We start from the raw sequence: 23,580 nt of genomic DNA, 5'->3' as shown, positions 1-23,580 counted from the left end.
TATGACGACCGAGCTGCGGCAGCTGCGCCCGGACGAGTGGGACGACTGGTACGACAAGCTGGAACGGGCGTTCGGCGGCACGCCGGAGGCCCCTGAGGAACGCGCCCTGTGGCGGGACCTCGGGGAGCCCGGACGCGCCCTGACCGTCCGGGACGGGAACGAGGTCGTCGGCACGGCGGGGGCGTTCACCTTCCGGCTGTCGGTGCCCGGCGGCGCCGTCGTCCCGGCGGCCGGTGTGACGCTGGTCAGCGTGCAGCCCACGCACCGGCGGCGCGGCATCCTGCGCGAGATGATGCGCCGTCAGCTCGCGGACGTGCGGGCGCGCCACGAGCCGCTGGCCGTGCTGACCGCCTCCGAACCGGCCATCTACGGGCGCTTCGGGTACGGCACGGCGTCCGAGGCGGTGAGCCTGTCGCTGGACACGCTGCGGCTGTCCGTCGCCGCCCCGGCCGGCGCCGACGCCGTACGGCTGCGCTTGGTCGACCCGGAATCCGGGCTGACGGACTGCGAGAAGGTGTACGAACAGCTGGTCACCGGCCGCCCCGGGATGCTCGTACGGCAGCCCGGCTGGGAGCGGCTGCCGTTGCTGGACCCGGAGGCCGACCGGGACGGCGCCGGCCCGCTGCTGTGCGTCCTGGCCGAGGTGGACGGCGAGGTGCGCGGCTACGCGCGCTACGCGGTCAAGGCCGGCTGGGACGGGGGCGGGCCGGACGGGACGGTGGTCCTGCGCGACGTCGAGGCGCTGGACCCGGTCGTCTACGCGGCCCTGTGGCGCTATCTGTTCGGCATCGACCTGACGTCGCGGCTGACGGTGCGCAACCGCCCGGCCGACGATCCGCTGCTGCACCTGGTCGGGGACATGCGGCGCTGCCGGATCGCGGTGCGCGAGTCGCTGTTCGTGCGGCTGGTGGAGGTCGGCGAGGCGCTCGCGGCGCGGACGTACGCGACGCCGCTGGACGTGGTCCTCGACGTGGCCGACCCCTTCTGCCCGTGGAACGAGGGCCGGTGGCGGCTCACCGGCGACGGGAAGGGCGCCGTCTGCGGGCGGACCACGGGTCCGGCCGATTTGGCTTTGTCCGTACGGGAGTTGGGCGCCGCGTATCTGGGCGGCTTCACGCTGGAGGCGCTGGCGGCGGCGGGACGGGTGCGGGAACTGCGGCCCGGCGCGCTGCGGGAGGCGTCGGTGGCGTTCGGGTCGCACGTGAAGCCGTGGCTGCCGCACGGGTTCTGAGGGTGGTTCGGGCTAGGACCCGCGTGTCACCGGGCCCGCGTGTCACCGGGCCCTCTCGTGCCATCGGGCCCTACTTCGGCTGGCAGGTGGGGCACCAGAAGAGGTTGCGGTTGGCCAGCGCCGCGGTGCGGATCTCGGAGCGGCAGATGTGGCACTCCTGGCGGGCGCGGCGGTAGACGTAGACCTCGCCGCCGTGGTCGTCGACGCGGGGCGGGCGGCCCATGGCCTCGGGGAGGTGTTCGGGGCGCACCGTGTCGATGCGGTTGTGCCGGACGCCTTCGCGCATCAGAGCGACCAAGTCCGCCCAGATGGCGTCCCATTCGGAGCGGAGCAGATCACGTCCGGTCCGGTACGGGTCGATGCCGTGCCGGAAGAGGACCTCGGCGCGGTAGACGTTGCCCACGCCCGCGATCACCTTCTGGTCCATCAGCAGCGCGGCGACCGACGTACGGCTGCGCGAGATCCGCGCCCAGGCGCGCTCGCCGTCGTCCTCGGCACGCAGCGGGTCGGGGCCGAGCCGCTCGTGTACCGCCTGCTTCTCGGCGTCGGTGAGCAGCGCGCACGCGGTGGGCCCGCGCAGGTCCGCGTAGGCCGTGTCGTTGGCCAGCCGCAGCCGGACGGTGTCGGTGGGCGGCGGCGCCGGGGCGTCGCCGAAGGCCAGCTTGCCGAAGAGGCCGAGGTGGATGTGGACCCACCCGGCGGGGCCGAAGCCGAGGAAGAGGTGCTTGCCGTGCGCCTCGGCGGTGGTCATCACCAGGCCGTCGACGAGCGCGGCGCTGTCGGAGAACTTGCCCTGCGGGCTGCTCGCCCGGACCGGGGCGCCCTCGAAGAGCGCACGGTGGTCCAGCGCGAGGCGGTGGATCGTGTGCCCCTCGGGCATGGGCCGGTGCCTCCTCGGGCGGGGTGGGTCGAATCCGTACGGCGTCCGCCCGCGCCGGTGGCGGCGCGGGCGGTGCGGCGGGTGGGCTCAGCCCTGGGGGTGGTGGGCCGGGATGGGCGGGAGCTCGCCGGTGCTCTCGTAGTGGGAGAGCATGTCGATGCGGCGGGTGTGCCGCTCCTCGCCGGAGTACGGCGTGGCCAGGAACGCCGCGATGAACCGCGTCGCCTCGTCCTGGGTGTGCATCCGGCCGCCGACCGAGATCACGTTGGCGTTGTTGTGCTCGCGGCCCAGCTTGGCGGTCTCCTCGCTCCAGGCGAGCACCGCCCGTACGCCCTTGACCTTGTTGGCGGCGATCTGCTCGCCGTTGCCGGAACCGCCGATGACGACGCCCAGGCTCTCCGGGTCGGCCGCGGTCCGCTCGGCGGCGCGCAGGCAGAACGGCGGATAGTCGTCCACGGCGTCGTAGATGTGCGGACCGCAGTCGACGGGCTCGTGGCCGTTGGCCTTGAGCCACTCCACGAGGTGGTTCTTCAGTTCGAAACCGGCATGGTCGGAGCCGAGATACACGCGCATGTGCTGAGTGTTGCACGAGCGTGTGGTCCGCCGGGCCCGGGGTAGGTGTCGCCGGGCCCCTGCACCGGCATACGTGCGGTGTACACGCGGCGACGTGCGGAAATGAGATCCACGCAACGATCCGGATTCAGATCTTCCAAAACGGCCGTTAACACGGTTCTAATGCGGGGACTCGACGGCGAGAACCACACAAGGACGGTGCACATGGGCGCGCATCCGCCGACCATGAAAGCGGGCAAGGCCGCCGGTGGCCCCGGTGGCGGCCCCGGCGGAGGCCAGTCTCCCGACGGTCTTCAGGCAGGACTCAAGAACCGCCATCTGTCGATGATCGCCATCGGCGGCGTGATCGGCGCGGGCCTGTTCGTGGGCTCCGGCGCGGGCATCGCCGCCGCCGGCCCCGGCATCCTGCTCTCGTACGCGCTGACCGGTCTGCTGGTCGTCCTGGTGATGCGGATGCTGGGCGAGATGGCCGCCGCCTCCCCCACCTCCGGCTCGTTCTCCGCGTACGCGGACCGGGCGCTGGGCCGCTGGGCGGGCTTCACCATCGGCTGGCTGTACTGGTTCTTCTGGTCGGTCGTGCTGGCCGTCGAGGCGACCGCCGCCGCCTCCATCCTGACCGGCTGGGTCCCCGCCGTCCCGCAGTGGGCGTGGGCGCTGCTGGTGATGATCGTGCTGACCGGCACCAACCTGATCTCCGTCGGCTCGTTCGGCGAGTTCGAGTTCTGGTTCGCCGGGATCAAGGTCGTGGCGATCGTGGTGTTCATCGTGATCGGCGCGCTGGCGATCTTCGGGCTGCCGCCCGGCGACCACGCGGTGGGCCTGTCGAACCTGACCGGCCACGGCGGCTTCCTGCCGAACGGCCCCGGCGCGATCCTCTCCGGCATGCTGCTGGTGGTCTTCTCCTTCATGGGCAGCGAGATCGTCACCCTGGCGGCCAGCGAGTCGCCGAACCCGGTGCAGGCCGTCCGCAAGGCCGTCAACAGCGTCATCTGGCGGATCGCGCTCTTCTACATCGGCTCGATCGCGGTGATCGTGACGCTGCTGCCGTGGAACGACCCGGCGCTCGACAAGAGCCCCTACGTCGCCGTGCTGAAGTCGCTGGACATCCCGGCGGCCGGCACCGTCATGGACGTCGTGGTGCTCACCGCCGTGCTGTCCTGTCTGAACTCCGGCCTCTACACGGCCTCCCGGATGGCGTTCTCGCTCGGCGAGCGCGGCGACGCGCCGAAGTCCTTCGCCCGGGTGAACAAGGGCGGCGTCCCGGCGACCGCCATCTGGGCCTCGGTCGCCTTCGGCTTCGTCGCGACGATCTTCAGCTACACCTCGAAGGACACCGTCTTCGAGTTCCTGCTGAACTCCTCCGGCGCGGTCGCGCTCTTCGTCTGGCTGGTCATCTGCTTCTCGCAGCTGCGGATGCGCAAGGTCATCGAGCGGGACATGCCGGAGCGGCTGACCGTACGGATGTGGCTGTACCCGTATCTGACGTACGCGACGATCGCACTGATCCTCTTCGTCGTCGGCTACATGTTCTACAACCCCGACGGGCGCAAGCAGATGGTCCTGTCGGTGGTCGCGGCCGTGGTCGTGCTGGCCGTCGGGCTGGTGCTGGACCGCCGGCGGCGGGCCGCGGACGGTGCCGGCGGCGTGGACGGCGGCCCGGAGGGTCAGGGCGACGCGCGGAAGGACTCCTTGACCCGGTCGTAGGCGCGCAGGGCGGCGGCCTCGGCCGTGTCCAGGTACCAGAGGTTGAGCTGGTAGGTCCGGTTCCCGGCACGGAAGCCGAGCTGTCGCCCGTGCGCCGGTTTGCCGTCCCGGGTGTAGGCGAACTCCCAGACGACGGCGGGGTGCCCCTGGAAGGTGGTGCGCTCCAGCCTGGTCCGGCGGTAGCCCGGCACGTCGTGCTGCTGCGCCTCGTACTGCCGCCAGACCGTCAGCAGATCACCGCCGGAGGACGGGTCCTGCCGCGCCGAGACGAGCGTGGACCCGTCCTTCGTGCTGTACGTGACGTCGCTGGTGGACTCCTCGGTGCGGTTCCAGCCCGCGGGCGGGACCCAGCTGAAGCCGTTCTCGGTACGGCGGGGACCGGCCGTGGCGGCCGGGCCGTCGCTCCAGGACCCCGTACCGGTGCTCGCGCCGGCGGTGGCGGGGCCCCCGCTACCGCTACCGGCCGTGCCACCGGGGTCCGCGCCCTGCGTCACCACGATGACCACCACCACCGCCGCGGCCGACGCGAGGGCTCCGGCGGAGGCGAGCAGGGTGGTGCGCCTGCGGCGGGGGCGGCGGCCGGACGGGGCCGGGGTGCCTAGGGGGCCCGTGGGCGGGCCGGCGACGGGTTCCACGGGCGGGGTGCCGACGGGCTCCACGGCCGGGGCGCCGGGAGAGGCCGCCTCGGTGCCCGGCTCCGCGCGGACACCGGCGCCCTTCGCCGGTTCCTCCCGCTCGGGCTCCTTCTGCTCCTGCTCCCGCTCCGGCTCCTTCTGCTCCGGTTCCTCCCACTCGGGCACTTTCCGCCCCGACTCCTCCCGTTCCCCGCCCTCCCGCTCCTCCCCCGGCGGCAGACGGGTGGGAAAGGTGGCGACGTCCACCACCTCGGCGCGGTCCGGCGCCGGGTCGGCCACGGTGGGCGTACGGACGTCCACGGCCTCCGCCGCGCTCATCGGGGCCGTCGGCGCCGCCGCCGCGGCCTGCCGCACCAGCGGTTCGAGCCGCGCCTCGACCTCGTCGAGCGTGGGGCGCGCCTCGGGCGCCTTGTTCAGCAGCGCGACCAGCACCTCGCGCAGCGGGCCCGCGGCGGGCGGGATGGTGGGCTCCTCGTGGAGCACCGCGTGCAGCGTGGCGAGGGTCGTGGCGCGAGTGAACGGTGACTGCCCCGCCACCGCGGCGCACAGGGTGGCGCCCAGCGACCACAGGTCCGAGGGCGGCCCCTGCTCCTGGCCCGCCACCCGCTCGGGCGCCATGTAGTCCGGGGAGCCGATGAGCATCCCGGCCATGGTCAGCGCGGTGGCGTCCTGCATCGCCGCGATCCCGAAGTCGGTGAGCACCACCGCGCCGCGCTCGTCGATCAGGACGTTGCCGGGCTTGATGTCCCGGTGGAGCACGCCGACCGCGTGCACCTCGCGCAGGGCGCGGGCCAGTCCGGCGCCGACCCGGGCCGCCGCGGCCGGGGCCAGCGGGCCGTCCTGGGCGAGGATCTGCTCCAGGGAGCGGGACAGTACCAGCTGCATGACGATCCACAGCCGGTCGCCCTCCTCGGCCACGTCGTGAACCCGCACCACGTTCGGATGGTCGATCCGGGCGGTGGCGCGGGCCTCGCGCAGACTGCGTTCGCGCTGCACCACACTTTCCTCGCCCGCGTGTTCGTCGATACGTATTTCCTTGACCGCGACACACCGGTCGAGAATTTCGTCCCGGGCCCGCCAGACCCGGCCCATTCCGCCCCGTCCGATCAATTCCAGCAGGCGGTACCGGCCGGCCGCCAAACGCCCGGGCCCCACCTCGCTCGCATTCCCCACCATGCCCAGCCCCCACAGCACCCGCGGAATCTTGTGGTACCCATCAAATACCTCAGCCGAGGATGTGGAAAAGGGGGGTTCAAGAATGTACACAGCCCGACAGGGAAAACGCGCGTTCGCGGTGGCCGCGGTGGCGGCCGCGGTGGCGCTGCCGGTCGGTTCCTCGGCCCTGGCGGCCGATCCCGTACCGGGCAGCAGTGCGGGCGGCAAGGCCGGTCCGAGCGCTCCGGCCGGATATCGGATCACCACCGAACTGCCGGAACGGATTTCCGTCAGCAACAGCACCGGGGCGACGAAGCTGGCCGCCGAGGTCACCAACAAGGGGAGCGCGGCCACCGGCGCCATCCGGCTGACGGTCGCCGGTTTCCAGGGGCTGACGGTCAAGAACGTCGCCGGGTGCACGAAGGTCCCCGAGGCGCGTCTGCCGGAAGGGGCGAACAGCGCGTACTCCTGTGCGATCGACTCCCTGGCGAGCGGAAAGAGCCGTACGTTCGACGTCACCGCGCATTTCGATCTGAAGAAGCAGGGGCAGATCTGTCTGCCGGTGACGCTGGGCAATACCGAAACGCTGCTGTGGCAGCAGGGACCGGTGAATTTCGGCACCCGGAATCCGGTGTCCGACGCACCCGACACCCCGCTGATGCTGAACACGGTGAACGTGCCGGCCGGCTCGTCGACCTCCACCTCCGCGCCGTCGGAGTCGGCGTCCGCGGCTCCTGAGGAGCGGCTGCCCGAGACGGGCACCCCGTCGGTCCTCCCGCTGGCGGGCGCCGCCGCGGGCCTGCTGCTCCTCGGCGGTGCCGGGGTGTGGGTCACCACCCGCCGGTCGAACCGCAGGTGAGCCGGGAGCGTACGGATACGGAACGCGTCCGGGCCCCGTACCGCCACGCGAGGTGGTGGTGCGGGGCCCGGTCCGTACGGAGGGACGCGCGCGGGGTCAGCCGCGGCGGCCGAGCAGCTTCCACGCGGTGGGCAGCGCGCCCATCGCCAGCGCGGCCTTGAGGGCGTCGCCGATCAGGAAGGGGACGACACCGGCCACGACGGCCTGGCCGAGCGACATACCGGTGCTCAGCGCGAGGACGGGCACGCCGACCGCGTAGATCAGGCCGGTGCCCACCGCCATCGTGCCGGCCGTGCGCAGCGCGCCGCGGTCGCCGCCGCGGCGGGCCAGCGCGCCCACCGCGGTCGCGGCGAGCAGCATGCCGAGGACGTATCCGAAGGTCGCGCCGCCCGCGCCGGAGGCGCCGTTCGCGAACCACGGCAGGCCCGCCATGCCGAGCAGCGCGTACAGCGCGAGCGAGACGAAACCACGGCCCGCGCCGAGCGAGGCGCCGACGAGCAGGGCGGCGAAGGTCTGGCCGGTGACCGGGACCGGGGAGCCGGGGACCGGGACGGCGATCTGCGCGGCGATGCCGGTGAGCGCGGCGCCGCCGACGACCAGTGCGGCGTCGCGGACACGGGCGCGGGTGGCGTCCGCTGCGGGCAGCAGATCGGCGAGGACCGCACCGGGCCTGGTGGTTGCGTCGGCAGTGCTCATCGGAACTCCGCGGGGTGTGAGGTGGAGCGGGGACAGACCAAGGACGCCTTGACGTTAGTCCAGCGCCCCACGGCCGATCATCGTGTGGCGGCGACAAAGGCGCAATGGTCTGCTTGGAGAGTTCCGTGCAACGTCCGAAGCTCCGGGCCGAACCGCCTCGTCAGCGGTCTTCGCAGGTCACGTGATGCTCGTCACGGACCGCGCCCGGGACGGGTGTGCATTTTGTGGTAGCGCGCGGCGGCCGGGAAACTGAGGGGACAACGCGGGACCCTGTGGGGTTCCCCCAAAGACCCTCTGCGAGAGTACGAGCCCATGCACGACGCACCCAACGCCACCGGAACGCCTCCGCCGGGCGAGGGCGCCGGCGAGCGAGAACCGCTGTCCGCCGGGCTCAAACAGCGCCACCTGACCATGCTCGGGCTGGGCGGGGTGATCGGCGCGGGCCTGTTCGTGGGCTCCGGCGCCGGTATCGCGGTGGCCGGCCCCGGCATCGTGCTGTCGTATCTGATCGCGGGCGCGCTGGCCATGCTGATCATGCGGATGCTGGGCGAGATGTCCTCGGCGATGCCCGCCTCCGGCGCGTTCTCGGTGCACGCGGAGCGCGCGCTGGGCCGCTGGGCGGGGTTCAGCGTGGGCTGGCTGTACTGGTTCCTGCTGGTGGTGGTGCTGGCGGTGGAGGCCACCGGTGCGGCGCAGATCGCGGGCGGATGGGTGCCCGCGGTCCCGCAGTGGGGCTGGGTGCTGATCTTCATGCTGGTGTTCACGGCCGCCAACCTCACCGCGGTCAAGAGCTTCGGCGAGTTCGAGTTCTGGTTCGCGACGCTGAAGGTCGCGGCGATCGTGCTGTTCCTGGTGCTCAGCCTGCTCGCGATCTTCGGCGTGCTGCCGGACACCGACCCGGTCGGGCTGACCAACCTCACCGGTCAGGGCGGCTTCTTGCCCAACGGCTGGCAGGGCGTGGTCTCCGGTGTCCTCGCCGTCGCGTTCGCCTTCGGCGGCCTGGAGGTCGTCACCATCGCCGCGGCCGAGTCCGACGACCCGGCGCGCAACGTGGCGCGCGCGGTGCGCAGCGCGGTGTGGCGCATCCTCTTCTTCTACGTGGGCTCGATGCTGGTCATCGTGACCCTGCTGCCCTGGTCGTCGATGCAGCCGGGCAAGAGCCCGTACGTCGCGGTACTGGACGCCATCGGCGTGCCGGGCGCGGGCCAGATCATGAACGTGGTGGTCTTCGTGGCGCTGCTGTCGGCGCTCAACGCCAACCTCTACGGGTCCTCGCGGATGGTCTTCTCGCTGGCCGAGCGGGGCGAGGCGCCGCGCTCGCTGCTGAAGGTGACGGGCGGCGGGGTGCCGCGCCGGGCGGTGCTGGCGTCGGTGGCGTTCGGCTTCGTGTCCGTCCTGCTCAATCTGCTGTGGCCGGACACGGTCTTCCTCTACATGCTCAACGCGGTCGGCGCGGTGCTGCTGTTCGTCTGGGGCCTGATCGCGGTCTCGCAGCTGCGGCTGCGGCGGCAGATCGAGCGGACCGCGCCGGAGAAGCTGACCCTGCGCATGTGGGCGTTCCCGTATCTGACGTGGACGGCGCTGGCGGCCATGGCGGCGGTGCTGGTGCTGATGCTGACCGACGACGGGGCCCGGCCGCAGCTGCTGTGGTCGGCCGCCGCGACCGGCGCGGTGCTGGCGGTCGCGGGCGTACGGGAGCTGCGGCTGCGGCGGTCCCGCGGCTGACCGTACGGGAACCGCGCGGTAGGGGCGCGCGGCCGGAACCGGCCGCCCCACTTCCGCTCCGGAAACACTCAGGGTCACGTGTCACAACGGTGTGGATGCGGCCGGTCACGATCACGTCTGAATACCGAACAACTGCTGCACGACTGTTGCCCTGAGCGGACACGGACACTCAAACTGAGCGCGTTTTCCGTCGATCGTCTCGCTCCGCTCTCACTTAAATGGGACAGGTACGACCATGAATCGGACACCTTCGTCCACCACGCCCGAGCGCGAGCAAACGGGCCAGGTGCCGGGCACCGGCGCCACGGCGGCTCCGGAAACCGGCACCCCGCTGTCCAACGGACTCAAGCAGCGGCATCTGTCGATGATCGCGCTCGGCGGCGTGATCGGCGCCGGCCTGTTCGTCGGCTCCAAGGAAGGCATCGCGGCGGCCGGCCCGTCGATCGTGCTGGCCTACGCCGTCTCCGGCTGCCTGGTCATGCTGGTGATGCGGATGCTCGGCGAGATGGCGGCGGCGAGCCCCGCCTCCGGCTCGTTCTCCGTGCACGCCGGGCGCTCGATCGGCCCGTGGGCGGGCCTGACCACCGGCTGGATGTTCACCGCGCAGCTGTGCGTGGCGGTGGCCGCCGAGGCGATCGGCGCCGCCGGGATCATGACCGGCTGGTTCCCGGACACGCAGCCCTGGATGTGGGTGCTGCTGTTCATGGTGGTCTTCTGCGGCGCGAACCTGGCCGCGGTCAGCAATTTCGGCGAGTTCGAGTTCTGGTTCGCCGCGCTGAAGATCACCGCGATCGGCGTCTTCCTCGTCCTGGGCCTGCTCGCCATCTTCGGCGTGCTGCCCGGCACCTCCGCCCCCGGCGCCGCGCATCTGACCGGCGACGGCGGCTTCCTCCCCAACGGCTCGGACGGCCTGGTCATCGGCCTGCTGGCCTCCGTCTTCGCCTACGGCGGCCTGGAGACCGTGACGATCGCCGCCGCCGAGTCCAAGGACCCGGTCCGCGGCGTGGCCCGCGCCGTGCGCACCGCGATGTGGCGCATCGCGCTGTTCTACGTCGGTTCCATGGCGGTCATCGTCACCGTCATCCCGTGGGACAACGCGGACATCGCCAAGAACGGCCCGTACGTGGCGGTGCTGGACTACCTGAACATCCCCGCGGCCGGCCAGATCATGAACGTCGTCATCCTGGTCGCGCTGCTGTCCGCGATGAACGCCAACATCTACGGCTCCTCCCGGATGGCGCACTCCCTGTCCGCCCGCGGCCAGGGCCCCGCCTTCCTGCGCACCGTCAGCGGTGGCGTGCCGCGCCGCGCGGTCGTCCTCTGCTCCGCCTTCGGCTTCCTCGCGGTGCTGTTCAGCTACTGGTGGCCGGAGACCGTCTTCCAGTGGCTGCTCAACATGGTGGGCGCGGCGATCCTGGTCGTATGGGGCTTCATCGCCGTCGCGCAGCTGCGGATGCGCCGCCGCCTGGAGCGCGAGGCGCCCGAGCGCCTGGTCGTACGGATGTGGCTCTTCCCGGTGCTGACGTGGGTGGCGCTGGCCGGTGTGGTGGCGGTGCTGCTGCTGATGCTGCGGGACGAGAACCAGCGCGTCCAGCTGTACTTCACCGGTGGATTCGCGGTGGTGCTCATCGTGATCGGTCTCGTCAAGCAGCGAATGGCGCGTCAAAAGGAAGCCGGGTAAGCGGAAGTAAGGCTTACCTCACCTAAAGCAGAAGTGCGGTAAGGCTTACCTCACCAGAATGCGCCGCTCTTTTCCTCCAGGCGGTGCCGGACCTCGGACCGGGGTCGGGCACCGCCTCCTTCTTTTGGCCCAGACCCCTCCCCATGGCCTCTTCGCGATCACTCATGCTGGTAGCGTGCAGTTGCAAGTCGATTGCAATTAAAGGTCGTAAGCAGCTGGAGGGCTCGGCATGGCCACCTACAATCTTCCGGAACTTCCGTACGACTACGCGGCGCTCGAACCCGTCATCAGCCCCGAGATCATCGAGCTGCATCACGACAAGCACCACGCCGCGTACGTCAAGGGCGCCAACGACACCCTGGAGCAGCTCGCCGAGGCGCGCGACAAGGACCAGTGGGGCTCGATCAACGGCCTGGAGAAGAACCTCGCGTTCCACCTCTCCGGCCACATCCTGCACAGCATCTACTGGCACAACATGACCGGTGACGGCGGCGGCGAGCCGCTGGACAAGGACGGCGTGGGCGAGCTGGCGGACGCGATCGCGGAGAACTTCGGCTCGTTCGCCAAGTTCAAGGCCCAGCTGACCAAGGCCGCCGCCACCACGCAGGGCTCCGGCTGGGGCGTCCTCGCCTACGAGCCGATCACCGGCCGCCTGATCGTCGAGCAGATCTACGACCACCAGGGCAACGTCGGCCAGGGCTCGGTCCCGATCCTGGTCTTCGACGCCTGGGAGCACGCCTTCTACCTCCAGTACAAGAACCAGAAGGTCGACTTCATCGAGGCGATGTGGCGCGTCGTCAACTGGCAGGACGTGGCCAAGCGCTACACGGCCGCCAAGGAGCGCGCCAACGTCCTGCTGCTCGCTCCCTGAGCCCGGCCCCCGGCGCGCCCCGCCGCGCCCGCTGAACGTCCTGCCTCGTGATCGTCTTCTCAACCTTCACCCGGCGGGCGGATCAAGGAAGGACCCCCGCGAGGACATGACTCGCGGGGGTCGTTCTGTATCCGGCGGCGTGCCGGGGCGCGCCGCGCCGGGTCAGTCGAAGAGCGGGCCCTGCGTCCGGGTCCGCTTGATCTCGTAGAAGCCGGGGATGGCGGCGACCATCAGGGTGCCGTCCCACAGCTGGGCGGCCTGTTCGCCCTTGGGGGCCGGGGTGACGACCGGGCCGAAGAAGGCGATCGGCGCGCCGTCGGGGCCGGGGACGGCGATGACCGGGGTGCCGACGTCCTGGCCCACCAGGTCGATGCCCGCCTTGTGGGAGGCGCGCAGCTGCTTGTCGTACTCGTCGGTGTCCGCGGCGTCCACCAGCGCGGCGGGCAGCCCGGCCTCCTCCAGGGCGGCGGTGATCGTCTCCTTGGTGCGCGGCAGGCCCTGGTTGTGGAAGCGGATGCCGAGCGCGGTGTAGAGGCGGGCGAGGGCGTCGGGGCCGTACTGCTGCTCGGCGGCGATGCACACCCGCACCGGGGCCCAGGCCGGGCCGCCGGGGCGGTTCTTCTCGCGGTACTCCTCGGGCAGTTCGTCGAGCTTGTTCTCGTTCAGCACCCCCAGGCTCATGACGTGCCAGCGCACCTCCACCGGGCGCACCTTCTCCACCTCAAGCATCCAGCGGGAGGTCAGCCAGGCCCACGGGCAGGACGGATCGAACCAGAAGTCGGCCGGGGTCCTGTCGGTCCCGGCAGCGGTCTCGGACACGGTTGCTCCTCGGACGTACGGGTCGGTGGCCGATCGGAGGATCGGTCACCGGCTTCAACCGGGACGCGGCGTGCCATGATTCCCAGTGTTCGATATACGAGACGAGGACGAGGGAGTCACGTCGTGCCCGGTGAGAATCTGACCCGAGACGAGGCCCGGGAGCGGGCCGGACTGCTGAGCGTCGACGGGTACGACGTGGCGCTGGACCTGCGCTCCGCGGTCGGCGAGGGCGAGGCCGCGCGGACCTTCCGCTCGCGCACCACCGTGCGCTTCGGCTGCGCCGAGCCCGGTGCCGCCACCTTCGCGGACCTGGTGGCGCCGTCGGTCACCGCCGTCACCCTCAACGGGCGCGAGCTGGACCCGGCGGAGGTCTTCGACGGCACCCGGGTCGCCCTGGCGGACCTGGCGGCGCAGAACACCCTGGTGGTCGACGCGCAGTGCGCGTACAGCCGGACCGGCGAGGGCCTGCACCGCTTCGTCGACCCGGAAGACGGCGAGGTCTACCTCTACACGCAGTACGAGCCGGCCGACGCCCGCCGGGTGTTCGCCAACTTCGAGCAGCCCGACCTGAAGGCCCCGTTCCGCTTCGAGGTGACGGCGCCCGAGGGCTGGGTGGTGCTCAGCAACGGCGCCCAGGAGGGCGAGCCGGAGGCGGGCACGTTCCGCTTCGCCGAGACGCAGCCGATCTCGACGTACATCACGGCCGTCGTCGCCGGCCCGTACCACTACGTCCGCGACACCTACCGGCGCACCCTCGACGACGGTACCGAGCTGGAGATCCCGCTCGGCGCGCTGTGCCGCAGGGGACTGTCGCGGCACTTCGACCCCGCGGACATCTTCACCGTCACCAAGCAGGGCCTGGACTTCTTCCACGAGCACTTCGACTACCCGTACCCGTTCGGGAAGTACGACCAGGCGTTCGTGCCCGAGTACAACATCGGCGCGATGGAGAACCCCGGCTGCGTGACCTTCCGCGAGGAGTTCGTCTTCCGCGGCAAGGTGACCGGGGCGTCCTACGAGCGCCGCGCCAACGTCATCCTGCACGAGATGGCGCACATGTGGTTCGGCGACCTGGTCACCATGCAGTGGTGGGACGACCTGTGGCTCAAGGAGTCGTTCGCCGACTTCATGGGCGCGCTGTCGCTGGTGGAGGCCACCCGCTTCACCAACGGCTGGATCACCTTCGCCAACGGCCGCAAGGCCTGGGCGTACCGCGCCGACCAGCTGCCCTCCACCCACCCGGTCACGGCCGACATCCGTGACCTGGAGGACGCCAAGCTCAACTTCGACGGCATCACGTACGCCAAGGGCGCGGCCGTCCTCAAGCAGCTCGTGGCGTACGTGGGGCGGGACGCGTTCCTGGAGGGCGCGCGGCGCTACTTCAAGCGGCACGCGTACGGGAACACGCGCCTCACCGACCTGCTGTCCGTCCTGGAGGAGACCTCGGGACGCGACCTGGCGACCTGGTCGCGCGCCTGGCTGGAGACGGCGGGCGTCAACGCCCTCACACCGCAGGCCACGTACGACGCCGAGGGCCGCGTCACCGAGCTGAGCATCCTCCAGGAGGCCGCGCCGGAGCGCCCCGAACTGCGCCCGCACCGGGTGGCCGTGGGCCTGTACCGGCGGGAGAACGCGGACGGCGAGCTGGTCCGCTACGCGCGCGCCGAACTGGACGTCGCCGGTCCGCGCACGGTCGTCACCGAGCTGACCGGCGCCGAGCGCCCGGAGCTGATCCTGGTGAACGACGACGACCTCACGTACTGCAAGGTCCGCTTCGACGAGCGGTCGCTGGCCACGCTGCGCGGCCACCTCGGCGAGATCACCGAGCCGCTGTCGCGCGCGCTGTGCTGGTCGGCCGTATGGGGCCTGACCCGCGACGGTCTGATGCCCGCCCGCGACTACCTCGACCTCGTACTGCGCTTCGCGGGCCGCGAGTCGGACATCGGCGTGCTCCAGTCGCTGCACGCGCAGGCCCGCTACGCGCTCACCCACTACACGGCGGCGGACCACCGCGACCGGGCCGGGCAGGAGCTGGCGCAGGGCGCGCTGCACGAACTGCGGCTGGCCGAGCCCGGCAGCGGCCACCAGCTGTCCTGGGCCCGGTTCTTCGCCTCGGTGGCCGCCACGGCCGCCGACCTCCAGCTGCTGCAGGGCCTGCTGGACGGCACGGCGAAGATCGACGGCCTGGAGGTGGACCAGGAGCTGCGCTGGACGTTCCTGGAGCCGCTGGCCGCGCACGGCGTCGCCGACCAGGCCGCGATCGACACCGAACTGCGGCGCGACGACACCGCCTCCGGCCGCCGTCACCACGTACGGTGCCTGGCCGCCCGCCCCTCCCCCGAGGTCAACGCGCGGGCGTGGGCGGACGTGGTGGAGTCCGACGAGCTGTCCAACGCGCTGGTCGAGGCGACGATCTCCGGCTTCGTCCAGTCGAACCAGCGGGAGCTGATGGCCCCGTACGCGCCGAAGTACTTCGACGCCGTCGAGCGGGTGTGGCGGGAGCGGTCGATCGAGATCGGCATGGCCGTGGTCCGCGGGCTGTTCCCCCTCCACCAGGACAACCAGGAGACGCTGGACGCGGCGGACGCCTGGCTGGCCGGGCACCTCCAGGCGCCGCCCGCGCTGCGGCGGCTGGTGTCGGAGGCGCGGGACGACCTGGCGCGCGCGCTGCGGGCACAGGCCTGCGACGCGCAGGCCGGGCGGTAGTAGTCGGCGCCCGCGCGTGGAAGCCGTCGGGCTCCGCGCGCGGGTGCGCCGGCGGCGCCGGTGCACGCTTTGCATCGGCACCGGTATGCGGCGGCCATGGGCACCCGCGTACGGGCTCCGGACGTCCGCGCGAGTGCGTACGCAGCCGCCAACTCCGGCCGGACCAGGCAATTTCGGCAGTCGAACGCCCGTACTTTAGGACGGCGTTGTCCGGGTTTGTCGACGGGCGTGTAACAGGCGTTAGGAGGCGGGACGGCGGCGGGAATGGCCGGGACATGAACCACACTTCCCCAACCTCCGGCGGGGAGTCCTCCACCCCGCTCTCCCCCCGCCCCCTGCACAGCCGGCCCGGCGCCGGACCCCGCGTGCTGACGGCGCGCCAGTTGCGCGAACACGGCGTCGGCGCCGCGGAAGCCGCCGAACGGTGCCGCCCCGGCGGCCCCTGGCAGCAGGTGCTGCCGGGCGTGCACCTGCTCCACCCCGGGCCGCCCACCAGCGAGGAGCGGCTGCACGCCGTACTCCTCTACGCGGCGAACCGGCTGCCCGCCGTCCCCGCCCAGGGCGGCACGGCCCCCAGCCAGGAGCCGATGATCACCGGGCTGGCGGCGCTGGCCCTGCACCGCTTCTCCTCCGCTCCCCCGCTGCTCTCCCTGGACCGCATCGAGGTCCTGGTGCCGCGCACCCGGCGGCTGCGCACCACCGGCTTCGCCCAGGTCGTCCGCGCCCAGGTCATGCCGCGCCCGCAGCAGATCACCGGGGTGCCGGTCGCCCCCGTCCCCCGGGCGCTGGCCGACGCCGTCGGCGGGCTCTCGGACGCCTGCACGGTGCGCCGCCTGCTGACCGAGGCGGTACGCGGCGGCCACTGCGAAGCGACGGCCGTCGTGCGGGAGTTCAGCCAGGCCCGGCTGCTGAACCTGCCGCACGTGGTGGACGCCGTGGACGCGCTGCTGGCGGAGGGCCGCGCGCTGGCCGAGGGCCGGCTGTACGACCTGGTGCGGGAGTACGGCCTGCCGGACCCGCTGTGGAACGTGGACCTGCGGCTGCCCGGCGGCCCGCATCTGGGCGGGGTGGACGCGTACTGGCCGGAGCAGGCGGTGGCCGTCGAGATCGACGCGCGGGTGCCGCGCCAGGAGGAGGACGCGCTCTGGACGCAGTACGCCCGCAAGCGCGAGCAGCTGGAGCGGCTGGGGATCACGGTCGTCCACGTCACCCCGCGCAAGCTGCGGGACGCTCCGGAGCAGCAGGCGGCGGTGGTCCGTACGGCCCTGATGGCGGCGGACGACCAGGAGCCGGGGACGTACGTGGTGGTGCTGCCGCGCTGACCCCCGCCCGGCCGGTGCGGGGCATGTGTGTGAGCACCGTTCAGCGCCGCTTCAGCAGCAGTTCGGTGTTGCGGTCGCCCGGCTCGCCGGCGAGATCGGCGCGGGCCCCGGGGGCGTTGCAGGACAGTTCGCGGTAGAGCGCCGCAAGGCCCCGCTGCGAGAGGTCGCCGAAATCCGTGCGGTGCGGGGCGTGCGACTCCACGAGCGTGGTGAACAGGGACAGCGTGCCGTCGCGGTTGTCCGTCACCTCCACGACCCGGGCCAGCTGCGGGAAGTCGATGTGCGAGGCGGTGGTGACCTCCCAGAACGTGCCGTGCGGGGTGACGAGGTTGCGGTGACTGTGCCCGTTGATCCAGGCCAGCACGTTGCGGTGCCGGGAGAGCAGGGCGACCAGCTCGGGCCCGCCGTGCCGCCGTTCGGCCGGGCGGGACGGGTCGGGCAGGGCGTTGTCCATGGACGTACTGGTGTGGTGGCTGAAGACGAGGACGTGCTCGTACGCGTGCGCCCGCAGGGTGCGATCGAGCCAGCGCAGCTGCCCCGACCCGATGGAGCCGGTGTGGTGGCCGCCGGGGTCGGTGGTGTCGAGGCTGACGCCCACGACGTCCTCGGCGATGCGGAAGGTGTAGTAGAGGCGGTCCGCGTCGAGGTCGGCCGCCGTGTAGCCGTGGCCGTACGGGCCGGGGCCGGTGTGCCGGGGGTCGAGGTGCGCGCGCAGGTATGCGGCGCGGGTGAAGGGGACGCGGCGCTCGTCCGGGGTGACGGAGCGCGCCTGCTTCCCGTGCGCCTTCAGCAGGTGTGCGAACTCCCGCCTGCCGGGGCCGCCGCGTACCGCCAGGTAGGCGCGGATGGCCTCGTCGGCGGGCAGCAGCTCCAGCTTGCGCCCGCCGGTCGCGATCTCGGCCAGGAACGGGTCGTCGGGCACGCAGCAGCCCGCGGGCAGCGAGTCGTGGTTGCCGACGGTCGAGTACCAGGGCAGGTGCAGCCCCGGGCTGGTGACCGTACGGGTCGCCGCCTCCAGGAAGCCGGGCACGCCGGGGAAACCGCGCAGTTTGTCGGCGTCGCGCAGGGCGCTGTCCGGCTGCCAGTAGAGCGGGTGGCCACTGTTCTGCACGCCTTCGTAGTGCCGGGGGTCGCCCGAGTTGGGGGTGATCCGGCCGCCGCTCATCGCGGTCAGGAACCAGTCGAGTTCGATGCTGGAGTTGTTGTCGGTGTTGTCGCCGGTGGTCATCGCGAAGGACAGCGGCGCTCCGGTGGCGGGCCCGCCCGGCAGGCTGTTGACACGCTCGACGAGGGAGACCGCGCCGGCGACGGACAGGGCTTCCTGCGGGCGCCAGGCACCCGCCGACCGCACCCGCAGGTATTCGTGGCGCAGAGGATTCTGTACATCGACCACGTGCAGGTCGGTGAGTTGCACGAAGGCCGCCAGCACGGTGCGCCGGTCGTCCCGGCCGGGGCGCGCGGCGGCGAGGTCGCGGCGTACGACGCGGTCCCAGCCGGGGCCTTCGGCGAGTCTGCGGTAACCCGTCGCGGCGCCGCCCGGGGTGGCCACCGAGGCGAGGGTGGTGCCCTCGGTGTACGGCACGCGGGGAACGGGCGGCGCGATGACCGGTTCCGGGGCGACGAGAGGGGCGGCGAGGGCGGCTGTCGCCGTGTCAGGGCGGACGGCGGGCCGGGCACCGCCGTCGCCGTACGCCAGCGCGAACGCGGTCGTGGCGCCGACGGCACCGGTGGCGGCGAGGAAGGCACGGCGGTCGACGGCGGGTGCGGCAGAGGCGGCGGGGGCAGTCGGGGCGGCGGACCGTGTACGGGACATGCACGAGCTCCCTGGTACGGACGGGACGGCGGCGAGGGCGGCGCGAAGCGCCCGTAACTGCCCTCTCACCAGGGAGCGTTGGCAGCGGGCATGGCGCCCGGGTGAACCGCGCCGCAACGCCGGCCGCCGATCGCCGCACAGGGATCACGGCTCCCACCGATGGTCACCGGGCCCTCGGGCCCGGTGCGGGCGGCGGCCACCGGAGGTTCATCTCGCGGGGTAGCCGAGGGCGCCCCGGGACGGCGGGGTGCCGGGCGACGGCACCGGCTTCACGCCCCGCACATGCCACCCGAATGTTCACAAACTTGTGATCACGTACCTCCCCAAACACCACCCCCTTACGTCATATTGAGCGGTTATACGGGTCCGATTTCCGGACCCTTCACCCCGAAGAGGTGTGCCATGACCCCCGACACAGGACGCCCGCCCGCGGGCCGGGCAAGACGCACGGCCCGGATCGCGGCCGTCGCGGCCATCGCCGTCGCCACCGCGGCCGGGCCCGCGCTCACCGCGGCCGGCGCCGCCTTCGCGGCAGGCACCGACGCGGACGCCCGAATATCCGCCGGCACCACGCCCGCTGTGAAGTCCCCGCACGACAAGCTCGGTTCGCAGGACGCCGAGCTGCTCGCCCGCGCCAAGTCCGGCGGCGCCCGATTCGTCTCGATGATGCTGGCCACCGCGCCGGGCTCCACCGAGCAGGCGGCCGCCGGGCTGGACTCCCTGAAGGGCGCCTCCGTCGGGCGTACGGACGACAAGCTCGGCTACGTACGCGCCACCGTGCCCACCGCCCAGGCCGACGCGGCCATCGCCAAGATGCAGAAGCTGTCGTCCGTGCACGCCATCGACCTCCGGCAGGAGATCAAGCTGCCCGACCCGCGGCCCGGCGCCGACCGCGCCGCCAAGGGCCGGCCGCAGGCCGGGAACTACCCGGCGCCCGGCAAGGACACCCCCGCGAAGAACCCGTACCAGCCGTCCTTCGAGACCGGCGCGGTGGACTTCGTGCGCGACCACCCGAAGGCCGACGGCCGCGGCGTGACCATCGGCATCCTCGACTCCGGCGTGGACCTGGCGCACCCCGCGCTGCAGAAGACCACCACCGGCGAGCGCAAGATCGTCGACTGGGTGACGGCCACCGACCCGATCAGCGACGGCGACCAGACCTGGCGCCCGATGACCACCGCCGTCTCCGGCCCGTCCTTCACCTACGGCGGCCGGACCTGGAAGGCCCCCGAAGGCTCGTACCGGATCAGCACGTTCGCCGAGGCCGCCACCACCGGCGGCGACATGAAGGGCGACCTGAACCGGGACGGCGACACCACCGACGTGTGGGGCGTGCTGTACGACCCGGCCGCCGGCACGGTCCGCGTGGACCTCAACGGCAACGGCGACTTCACCGACGACGCGCCCATGAAGCCGTACAAGGACGGCTTCGACATCGGCTACTTCGGCAAGGACGACCCGAGCACCCCGATCGCCGAGCGCATCCCGTTCACGGTCGAGATCCGCAAGGACGTCCCGATGGACCCGTACGGCGGGGACTGGACGGGCAAGAAGGCCGACTTCGTCAACATCGGCGTCGTCGAGTCCGAGCACGGCACCCACGTCGCGGGCATCACCGCGGCGAACGGCCTGTTCGGCGGGAAGATGAACGGCGCGGCGCCCGGCGCCAAGCTGGTCTCCTCGCGCGCCTGCACCTGGAGCGGCGGCTGCACCAACATCGCGCTCACCGAGGGCATGATCGACCTCGTCACCAAGCGCGGCGTGGACATCGTCAACATGTCGATCGGCGGCCTGCCCGCGCTCAACGACGGCAACAACGCCCGCGCCGAGCTGTACACCCGGCTGATCGACACCTACGGCGTCCAGCTCGTCATCTCGGCGGGCAACAGCGGCCCCGGCGCCAACACCATCGGCGACCCCGGCCTGGCCGACAAGGTCATCAGCGTCGGCGCGTCCATCTCGAAGGAGACCTGGGCGGCGAACTACGGCTCGGCCGTGACGCGGAAGTACGCCATGCTCCCGTTCTCCTCCCGCGGCCCGCGCGAGGACGGCGGCTTCACGCCGATCATCACCGCGCCCGGCGCCTCCATCAACACCATCCCCACCTGGGAGCCCGGCGGCCCCACCGCCGAAGCGGGCTACGCGCTGCCGCCCGGCTACGCCATGCTCCAGGGCACCTCGATGGCCTCGCCGCAGGCCACCGGCGCCTCGGCCCTGCTGCTGTCCGCCGCGAAGCAGCAGCGCGTCGCGCTGCCCCCGGCGAAGCTGCGCACCGCGCTGACCTCGACCGCCAAGCAGATCAAGGGCTTCCAGTCGTACGAGCAGGGCTCCGGCCTGATGGACATCCGCGCCGCCTGGTCCGCGATCCGGCACGGCGCCGCCGCCCATGAGTACACCGTCCGCGCCCCCGTGAAGACGGCCCTGTCCGACTTCCTGAAGACGCCCGGGTACGGCACCGGCGTGTACGACCGCGAGGGCGGCCTGAAGGTGCGGCAGTCGCGGACGTACGAGGTGACCATCACCCGTACCACCGGCCCCGACCGCCCCGTCCGGCACGAGCTGGACCTGATCAACAACGACGGCACCTTCGACCTGCCGGACGAGGACGGCGCGATCTGGCTGCCGCTGAACCGGCCGGTGACCTTCGAGATCACCGCCAAGCCGCGGACCGCCGGCATCCACAGCGTCACCATCGACCTGGACGACCCGCGCACCGAGGGCGTCGACCGCAAGATCCTCGCCACCGTCGTGGCCGCCGAGCCGCTGGCCGCGCCCAGCCACGCGGTCGCCAAGTCCGGCACCGTCCAGCGCAACGCCACCACCTCGCACTTCATCACCGTCCCGAAGGGCGCCAAGGCCCTCCAGGTCTCGATGAGCGGGCTCGCGGCCAGCAGCCAGACGCGCTGGATCGCCCTCAGCCCGCAGGGCGTCCCGGTCGACCCGACCGGCACCCCGAACTGCTACCCGAACTACCCGAACCCGGCCAACACCTGCGACCCGACGCGGCGCACCTACAAGGACCCGGCGCCCGGCGTCTGGGAGATCGAGGTCGAGTCGCGGCGCACCTCGCCGCTGCTGGACAACCCGTACACGGTCACCGCGGCCACCCTCGGCACCACCTTCGACCCGGCCGTCCGCGTCCTGCCGGAGGCCAAGGTCGGCACGCCCGCCCCGGTGCAGTGGAAGGTCGCCAACGCCTTCGCCGCCGTCGAGGGCACGCTCAAGGGCGGCGAGCTGGGCTCGTCCCGTACGCAGCGCCCGACGATCAAGGAGGGCGAGTCGCAGCGGTACGAGATCGCCGTGGGCAGCGGGGTGTCCCGGCTGGACGCCGCGATCGGCGCGCCCGCCGACGCCAAGGCCGACCTGGACCTGAGCATCCTGCTCGGCGGCAAGGTCGTCGCGTCGTCGGCGACCGGCGGCTCGGACGAGGCGGCGAGCGTCACCAAGCCCGCGCCCGGCACCTACACCGTCGTCGTGGACGGCTACGCGATCCCCGCGGGCAGCACCGCCTACGACTACCGTGATGTGTATTACTCCTCCGCGCTCGGTTCGCTCAAGACGGACGAATCGAAAGCGGTGAAGCTGGGTAGCGGAGCATCGACGCAGGTCACGGCCGAGGTCTCGGTCGTGGGCCCGGCCCCCGCCGGACGCGAGTTCTTCGGCGAGGTCCAGCTGCTGAACGGGGCCGGCACGGTCACCGGCAGCGGCGGCGTACGCATCGAAAAGGTCGTGTCGTAGCGGCCTGAGATAGTGGACAGTAACGGGGCGGGTGCCCTTCACGGCACCCGTTCCGCTGCTGTACGTACCGAACAAGGAGTGCCATGAGGATCGGAATCGTCGGAGCCACCGGTCAGGTCGGCGGCGTGATGCGGGGCATTCTCGCCGAGCGGAACTTCCCGGTGGAGCAGCTGCGACTGTTCGCCTCGGCCCGCTCCGCCGGGCGTACGCTCCCGTGGCAGGACACCGAGATCACGATCGAGGACGCGGCCACCGCGGACTACTCCGGTCTGGACATCGTGCTCTTCTCCGCGGGCGGCTCGACCTCCAAGGCGCTGGCGCCGAAGGTCGCCGACGCGGGCCCGGTCGTGATCGACAACTCCTCCGCCTGGCGCATGGACCCGGACGTGCCGCTGATCGTCTCCGAGGTCAACCCGCAGGCGATCTCCGACCGCCGCAAGGGCATCATCGCCAACCCGAACTGCACGACCATGGCCGCCATGCCGGTGCTGCGCCCGCTGCACGCCGAGGCCGGGCTGGTCTCGCTGATCGTCTCCACCTACCAGGCGGTGTCCGGCAGCGGTCTGGCAGGCGTGGCGGAGCTGGACGAGCAGGTCCGCAAGGCCGTCGAGCAGGACGCGACCAAGCTCACCCACGACGGTTCGGCCGTGGACTTCCCCGAGCCGGACAAGTACGCCCGCCCGATCGCCTTCAACGTGCTGCCGATGGCCGGCTCGATCGTCGACGACGGTCTGAACGAGACCGACGAGGAGCAGAAGCTCCGCAACGAGAGCCGCAAGATCCTGGAGATCCCGGAGCTGAAGGTCTCCGGCACCTGTGTGCGCGTCCCGGTCTTCAGCGGCCACTCGCTCCAGGTCAACGCCCGCTTCGAGCGCGAGATCACCCCGGAGCGCGCGAGCGAGCTGCTGGCCGGCGCCCCCGGCGTCGCGCTCTCGCACATCCCGACCCCGCTCCAGGCCGCCGGCCAGGACGCGTCGTACGTGGGCCGCATCCGCAAGGACGAGACGGTCGACCACGGTCTGTCGCTGTTCCTCTCCAACGACAACCTGCGCAAGGGCGCGGCGCTGAACGCGGTCCAGATCGCGGAGCTGGTCGCGGCGGAGCTGCGCGGCTGAGCCCTCGCGGCTGAGACGTTTCTGCACGCGCCGGGGCCCGTACGGAATCTCCGTACT

General features: G+C 72.0%; 16 protein-coding genes. 10 read left to right on the top strand and 6 right to left on the bottom strand.

The window, feature by feature from the left end; genetic code table 11:
- The first annotated feature begins 1 nt into the window (after position 1).
- The gene (locus tag ACFV57_RS01970; protein ID WP_385224673.1) at positions 2–1,231 is read left to right on the top strand and encodes a GNAT family N-acetyltransferase; all 1,230 of its coding nucleotides are present in this window, start codon (positions 2–4) and stop codon (positions 1,229–1,231) included.
- Between the two features lie 70 nt (positions 1,232–1,301).
- Here the strand turns inward: ACFV57_RS01970 and ACFV57_RS01965 are convergent, their stop codons facing one another.
- Complete coding sequence (locus ACFV57_RS01965; protein WP_385224671.1) at positions 1,302–2,111, bottom strand: Fpg/Nei family DNA glycosylase; 810 nt, start codon at positions 2,109–2,111, stop codon at positions 1,302–1,304.
- Positions 2,112–2,198: 87 nt separating this feature from the next.
- Positions 2,199–2,684, bottom strand: a complete 486-nt coding sequence (locus ACFV57_RS01960; protein ID WP_385224669.1) for a ribose-5-phosphate isomerase — start codon at positions 2,682–2,684, stop codon at positions 2,199–2,201.
- A gap of 204 nt (positions 2,685–2,888) precedes the next feature.
- On the opposite strand from ACFV57_RS01960, the gene ACFV57_RS01955 reads away from it, so the two are divergent.
- On the top strand, positions 2,889–4,388 hold the full coding sequence (locus ACFV57_RS01955) for an amino acid permease (protein WP_385224667.1): 1,500 nt from the start codon (positions 2,889–2,891) through the stop codon (positions 4,386–4,388).
- Here the strand turns inward: ACFV57_RS01955 and ACFV57_RS01950 are convergent.
- Positions 4,349–6,217 carry a protein kinase gene (locus ACFV57_RS01950; protein WP_385224665.1) on the bottom strand — a complete coding sequence of 623 codons (1,869 nt, stop codon included), beginning with the start codon at positions 6,215–6,217 and terminating at the stop codon, positions 4,349–4,351. The genes ACFV57_RS01955 and ACFV57_RS01950 overlap by 40 nt on opposite strands.
- A gap of 64 nt (positions 6,218–6,281) precedes the next feature.
- Here ACFV57_RS01950 and ACFV57_RS01945 point away from each other — a divergent pair, with 64 nt between their 5' ends.
- Entirely contained in the window at positions 6,282–7,037 is a 756-nt protein-coding gene (locus tag ACFV57_RS01945) for an LPXTG cell wall anchor domain-containing protein (RefSeq protein ID WP_385224663.1), read from the top strand.
- A 96-nt stretch (positions 7,038–7,133) separates the two neighbouring features.
- Here the strand turns inward: ACFV57_RS01945 and ACFV57_RS01940 are convergent, their stop codons facing one another.
- Positions 7,134–7,733: a biotin transporter BioY gene (locus ACFV57_RS01940; RefSeq protein WP_385224661.1), complete on the bottom strand. Its 600-nt coding sequence runs from the start codon at positions 7,731–7,733 to the stop codon at positions 7,134–7,136.
- A gap of 312 nt (positions 7,734–8,045) precedes the next feature.
- Between ACFV57_RS01940 and ACFV57_RS01935 the strand changes: the two genes are divergently transcribed.
- From ACFV57_RS01935 to ACFV57_RS01925, 3 genes are all read left to right on the top strand, one after another.
- Complete coding sequence (locus ACFV57_RS01935) at positions 8,046–9,458, top strand: amino acid permease (RefSeq protein WP_385224659.1); 1,413 nt, start codon at positions 8,046–8,048, stop codon at positions 9,456–9,458.
- 235 nt (positions 9,459–9,693) lie between these two features.
- A complete protein-coding gene (locus ACFV57_RS01930; protein WP_385224657.1) occupies positions 9,694–11,139 on the top strand; it encodes an amino acid permease in 1,446 nt (481 codons plus the stop codon).
- Positions 11,140–11,368: 229 nt separating this feature from the next.
- Positions 11,369–12,010: a superoxide dismutase gene (locus ACFV57_RS01925; RefSeq protein WP_385224655.1), complete on the top strand. Its 642-nt coding sequence runs from the start codon at positions 11,369–11,371 to the stop codon at positions 12,008–12,010.
- Between the two features lie 162 nt (positions 12,011–12,172).
- Here the strand turns inward: ACFV57_RS01925 and ACFV57_RS01920 are convergent, their stop codons facing one another.
- The gene (locus tag ACFV57_RS01920) at positions 12,173–12,829 is read right to left on the bottom strand and encodes a DsbA family protein (RefSeq protein WP_385224653.1); all 657 of its coding nucleotides are present in this window, start codon (positions 12,827–12,829) and stop codon (positions 12,173–12,175) included.
- Positions 12,830–12,952: 123 nt separating this feature from the next.
- On the opposite strand from ACFV57_RS01920, the gene pepN reads away from it, so the two are divergent.
- Positions 12,953–15,535 (top strand): aminopeptidase N, encoded by a 2,583-nt coding sequence (pepN, locus tag ACFV57_RS01915; RefSeq protein ID WP_385224651.1) that lies wholly within the window; start codon positions 12,953–12,955, stop codon positions 15,533–15,535.
- A 275-nt stretch (positions 15,536–15,810) separates the two neighbouring features.
- Positions 15,811–16,857, top strand: a complete 1,047-nt coding sequence (locus tag ACFV57_RS01910) for a hypothetical protein (RefSeq protein ID WP_385224649.1) — start codon at positions 15,811–15,813, stop codon at positions 16,855–16,857.
- Between the two features lie 40 nt (positions 16,858–16,897).
- Here ACFV57_RS01910 and ACFV57_RS01905 read toward each other — a convergent pair whose 3' ends face one another.
- Positions 16,898–18,670: a TIGR03767 family metallophosphoesterase gene (locus ACFV57_RS01905; protein ID WP_385224647.1), complete on the bottom strand. Its 1,773-nt coding sequence runs from the start codon at positions 18,668–18,670 to the stop codon at positions 16,898–16,900.
- 402 nt (positions 18,671–19,072) lie between these two features.
- Here ACFV57_RS01905 and ACFV57_RS01900 point away from each other — a divergent pair, with 402 nt between their 5' ends.
- Complete coding sequence (locus ACFV57_RS01900) at positions 19,073–22,408, top strand: S8 family serine peptidase (protein WP_385224645.1); 3,336 nt, start codon at positions 19,073–19,075, stop codon at positions 22,406–22,408.
- Positions 22,409–22,491: 83 nt separating this feature from the next.
- Entirely contained in the window at positions 22,492–23,523 is a 1,032-nt protein-coding gene (locus tag ACFV57_RS01895) for an aspartate-semialdehyde dehydrogenase (protein ID WP_385224643.1), read from the top strand.
- Positions 23,524–23,580: the final 57 nt, after the last annotated feature.

The sequence above is a fragment of the Streptomyces sp. NPDC059788 genome, from assembly GCF_042732265.1.
GTDB lineage: Bacteria > Actinomycetota > Actinomycetes > Streptomycetales > Streptomycetaceae > Streptomyces.
This window is presented reverse-complemented; position numbering and strand designations above follow the sequence as displayed.

What these genes read in the sequence shown, in the direction of transcription:
- ACFV57_RS01970 (WP_385224673.1), top strand. Translation starts at nt 2, where the DNA reads ATGACGACCGAGCTGCGGCAGCTGCGCCCGGACGAGTGGGACGACTGG.
- ACFV57_RS01965 (WP_385224671.1), bottom strand. Translation starts at nt 2,111, where the DNA reads ATGCCCGAGGGGCACACGATCCACCGCCTCGCGCTGGACCACCGTGCG.
- ACFV57_RS01960 (WP_385224669.1), bottom strand. Translation starts at nt 2,684, where the DNA reads ATGCGCGTGTATCTCGGCTCCGACCATGCCGGTTTCGAACTGAAGAAC.
- ACFV57_RS01955 (WP_385224667.1), top strand. Translation starts at nt 2,889, where the DNA reads ATGGGCGCGCATCCGCCGACCATGAAAGCGGGCAAGGCCGCCGGTGGC.
- ACFV57_RS01945 (WP_385224663.1), top strand. Translation starts at nt 6,282, where the DNA reads ATGTACACAGCCCGACAGGGAAAACGCGCGTTCGCGGTGGCCGCGGTG.
- ACFV57_RS01940 (WP_385224661.1), bottom strand. Translation starts at nt 7,733, where the DNA reads ATGAGCACTGCCGACGCAACCACCAGGCCCGGTGCGGTCCTCGCCGAT.
- ACFV57_RS01935 (WP_385224659.1), top strand. Translation starts at nt 8,046, where the DNA reads ATGCACGACGCACCCAACGCCACCGGAACGCCTCCGCCGGGCGAGGGC.
- ACFV57_RS01930 (WP_385224657.1), top strand. Translation starts at nt 9,694, where the DNA reads ATGAATCGGACACCTTCGTCCACCACGCCCGAGCGCGAGCAAACGGGC.
- ACFV57_RS01925 (WP_385224655.1), top strand. Translation starts at nt 11,369, where the DNA reads ATGGCCACCTACAATCTTCCGGAACTTCCGTACGACTACGCGGCGCTC.
- ACFV57_RS01910 (WP_385224649.1), top strand. Translation starts at nt 15,811, where the DNA reads ATGAACCACACTTCCCCAACCTCCGGCGGGGAGTCCTCCACCCCGCTC.
- ACFV57_RS01905 (WP_385224647.1), bottom strand. Translation starts at nt 18,670, where the DNA reads ATGTCCCGTACACGGTCCGCCGCCCCGACTGCCCCCGCCGCCTCTGCC.
- ACFV57_RS01900 (WP_385224645.1), top strand. Translation starts at nt 19,073, where the DNA reads ATGACCCCCGACACAGGACGCCCGCCCGCGGGCCGGGCAAGACGCACG.
- ACFV57_RS01895 (WP_385224643.1), top strand. Translation starts at nt 22,492, where the DNA reads ATGAGGATCGGAATCGTCGGAGCCACCGGTCAGGTCGGCGGCGTGATG.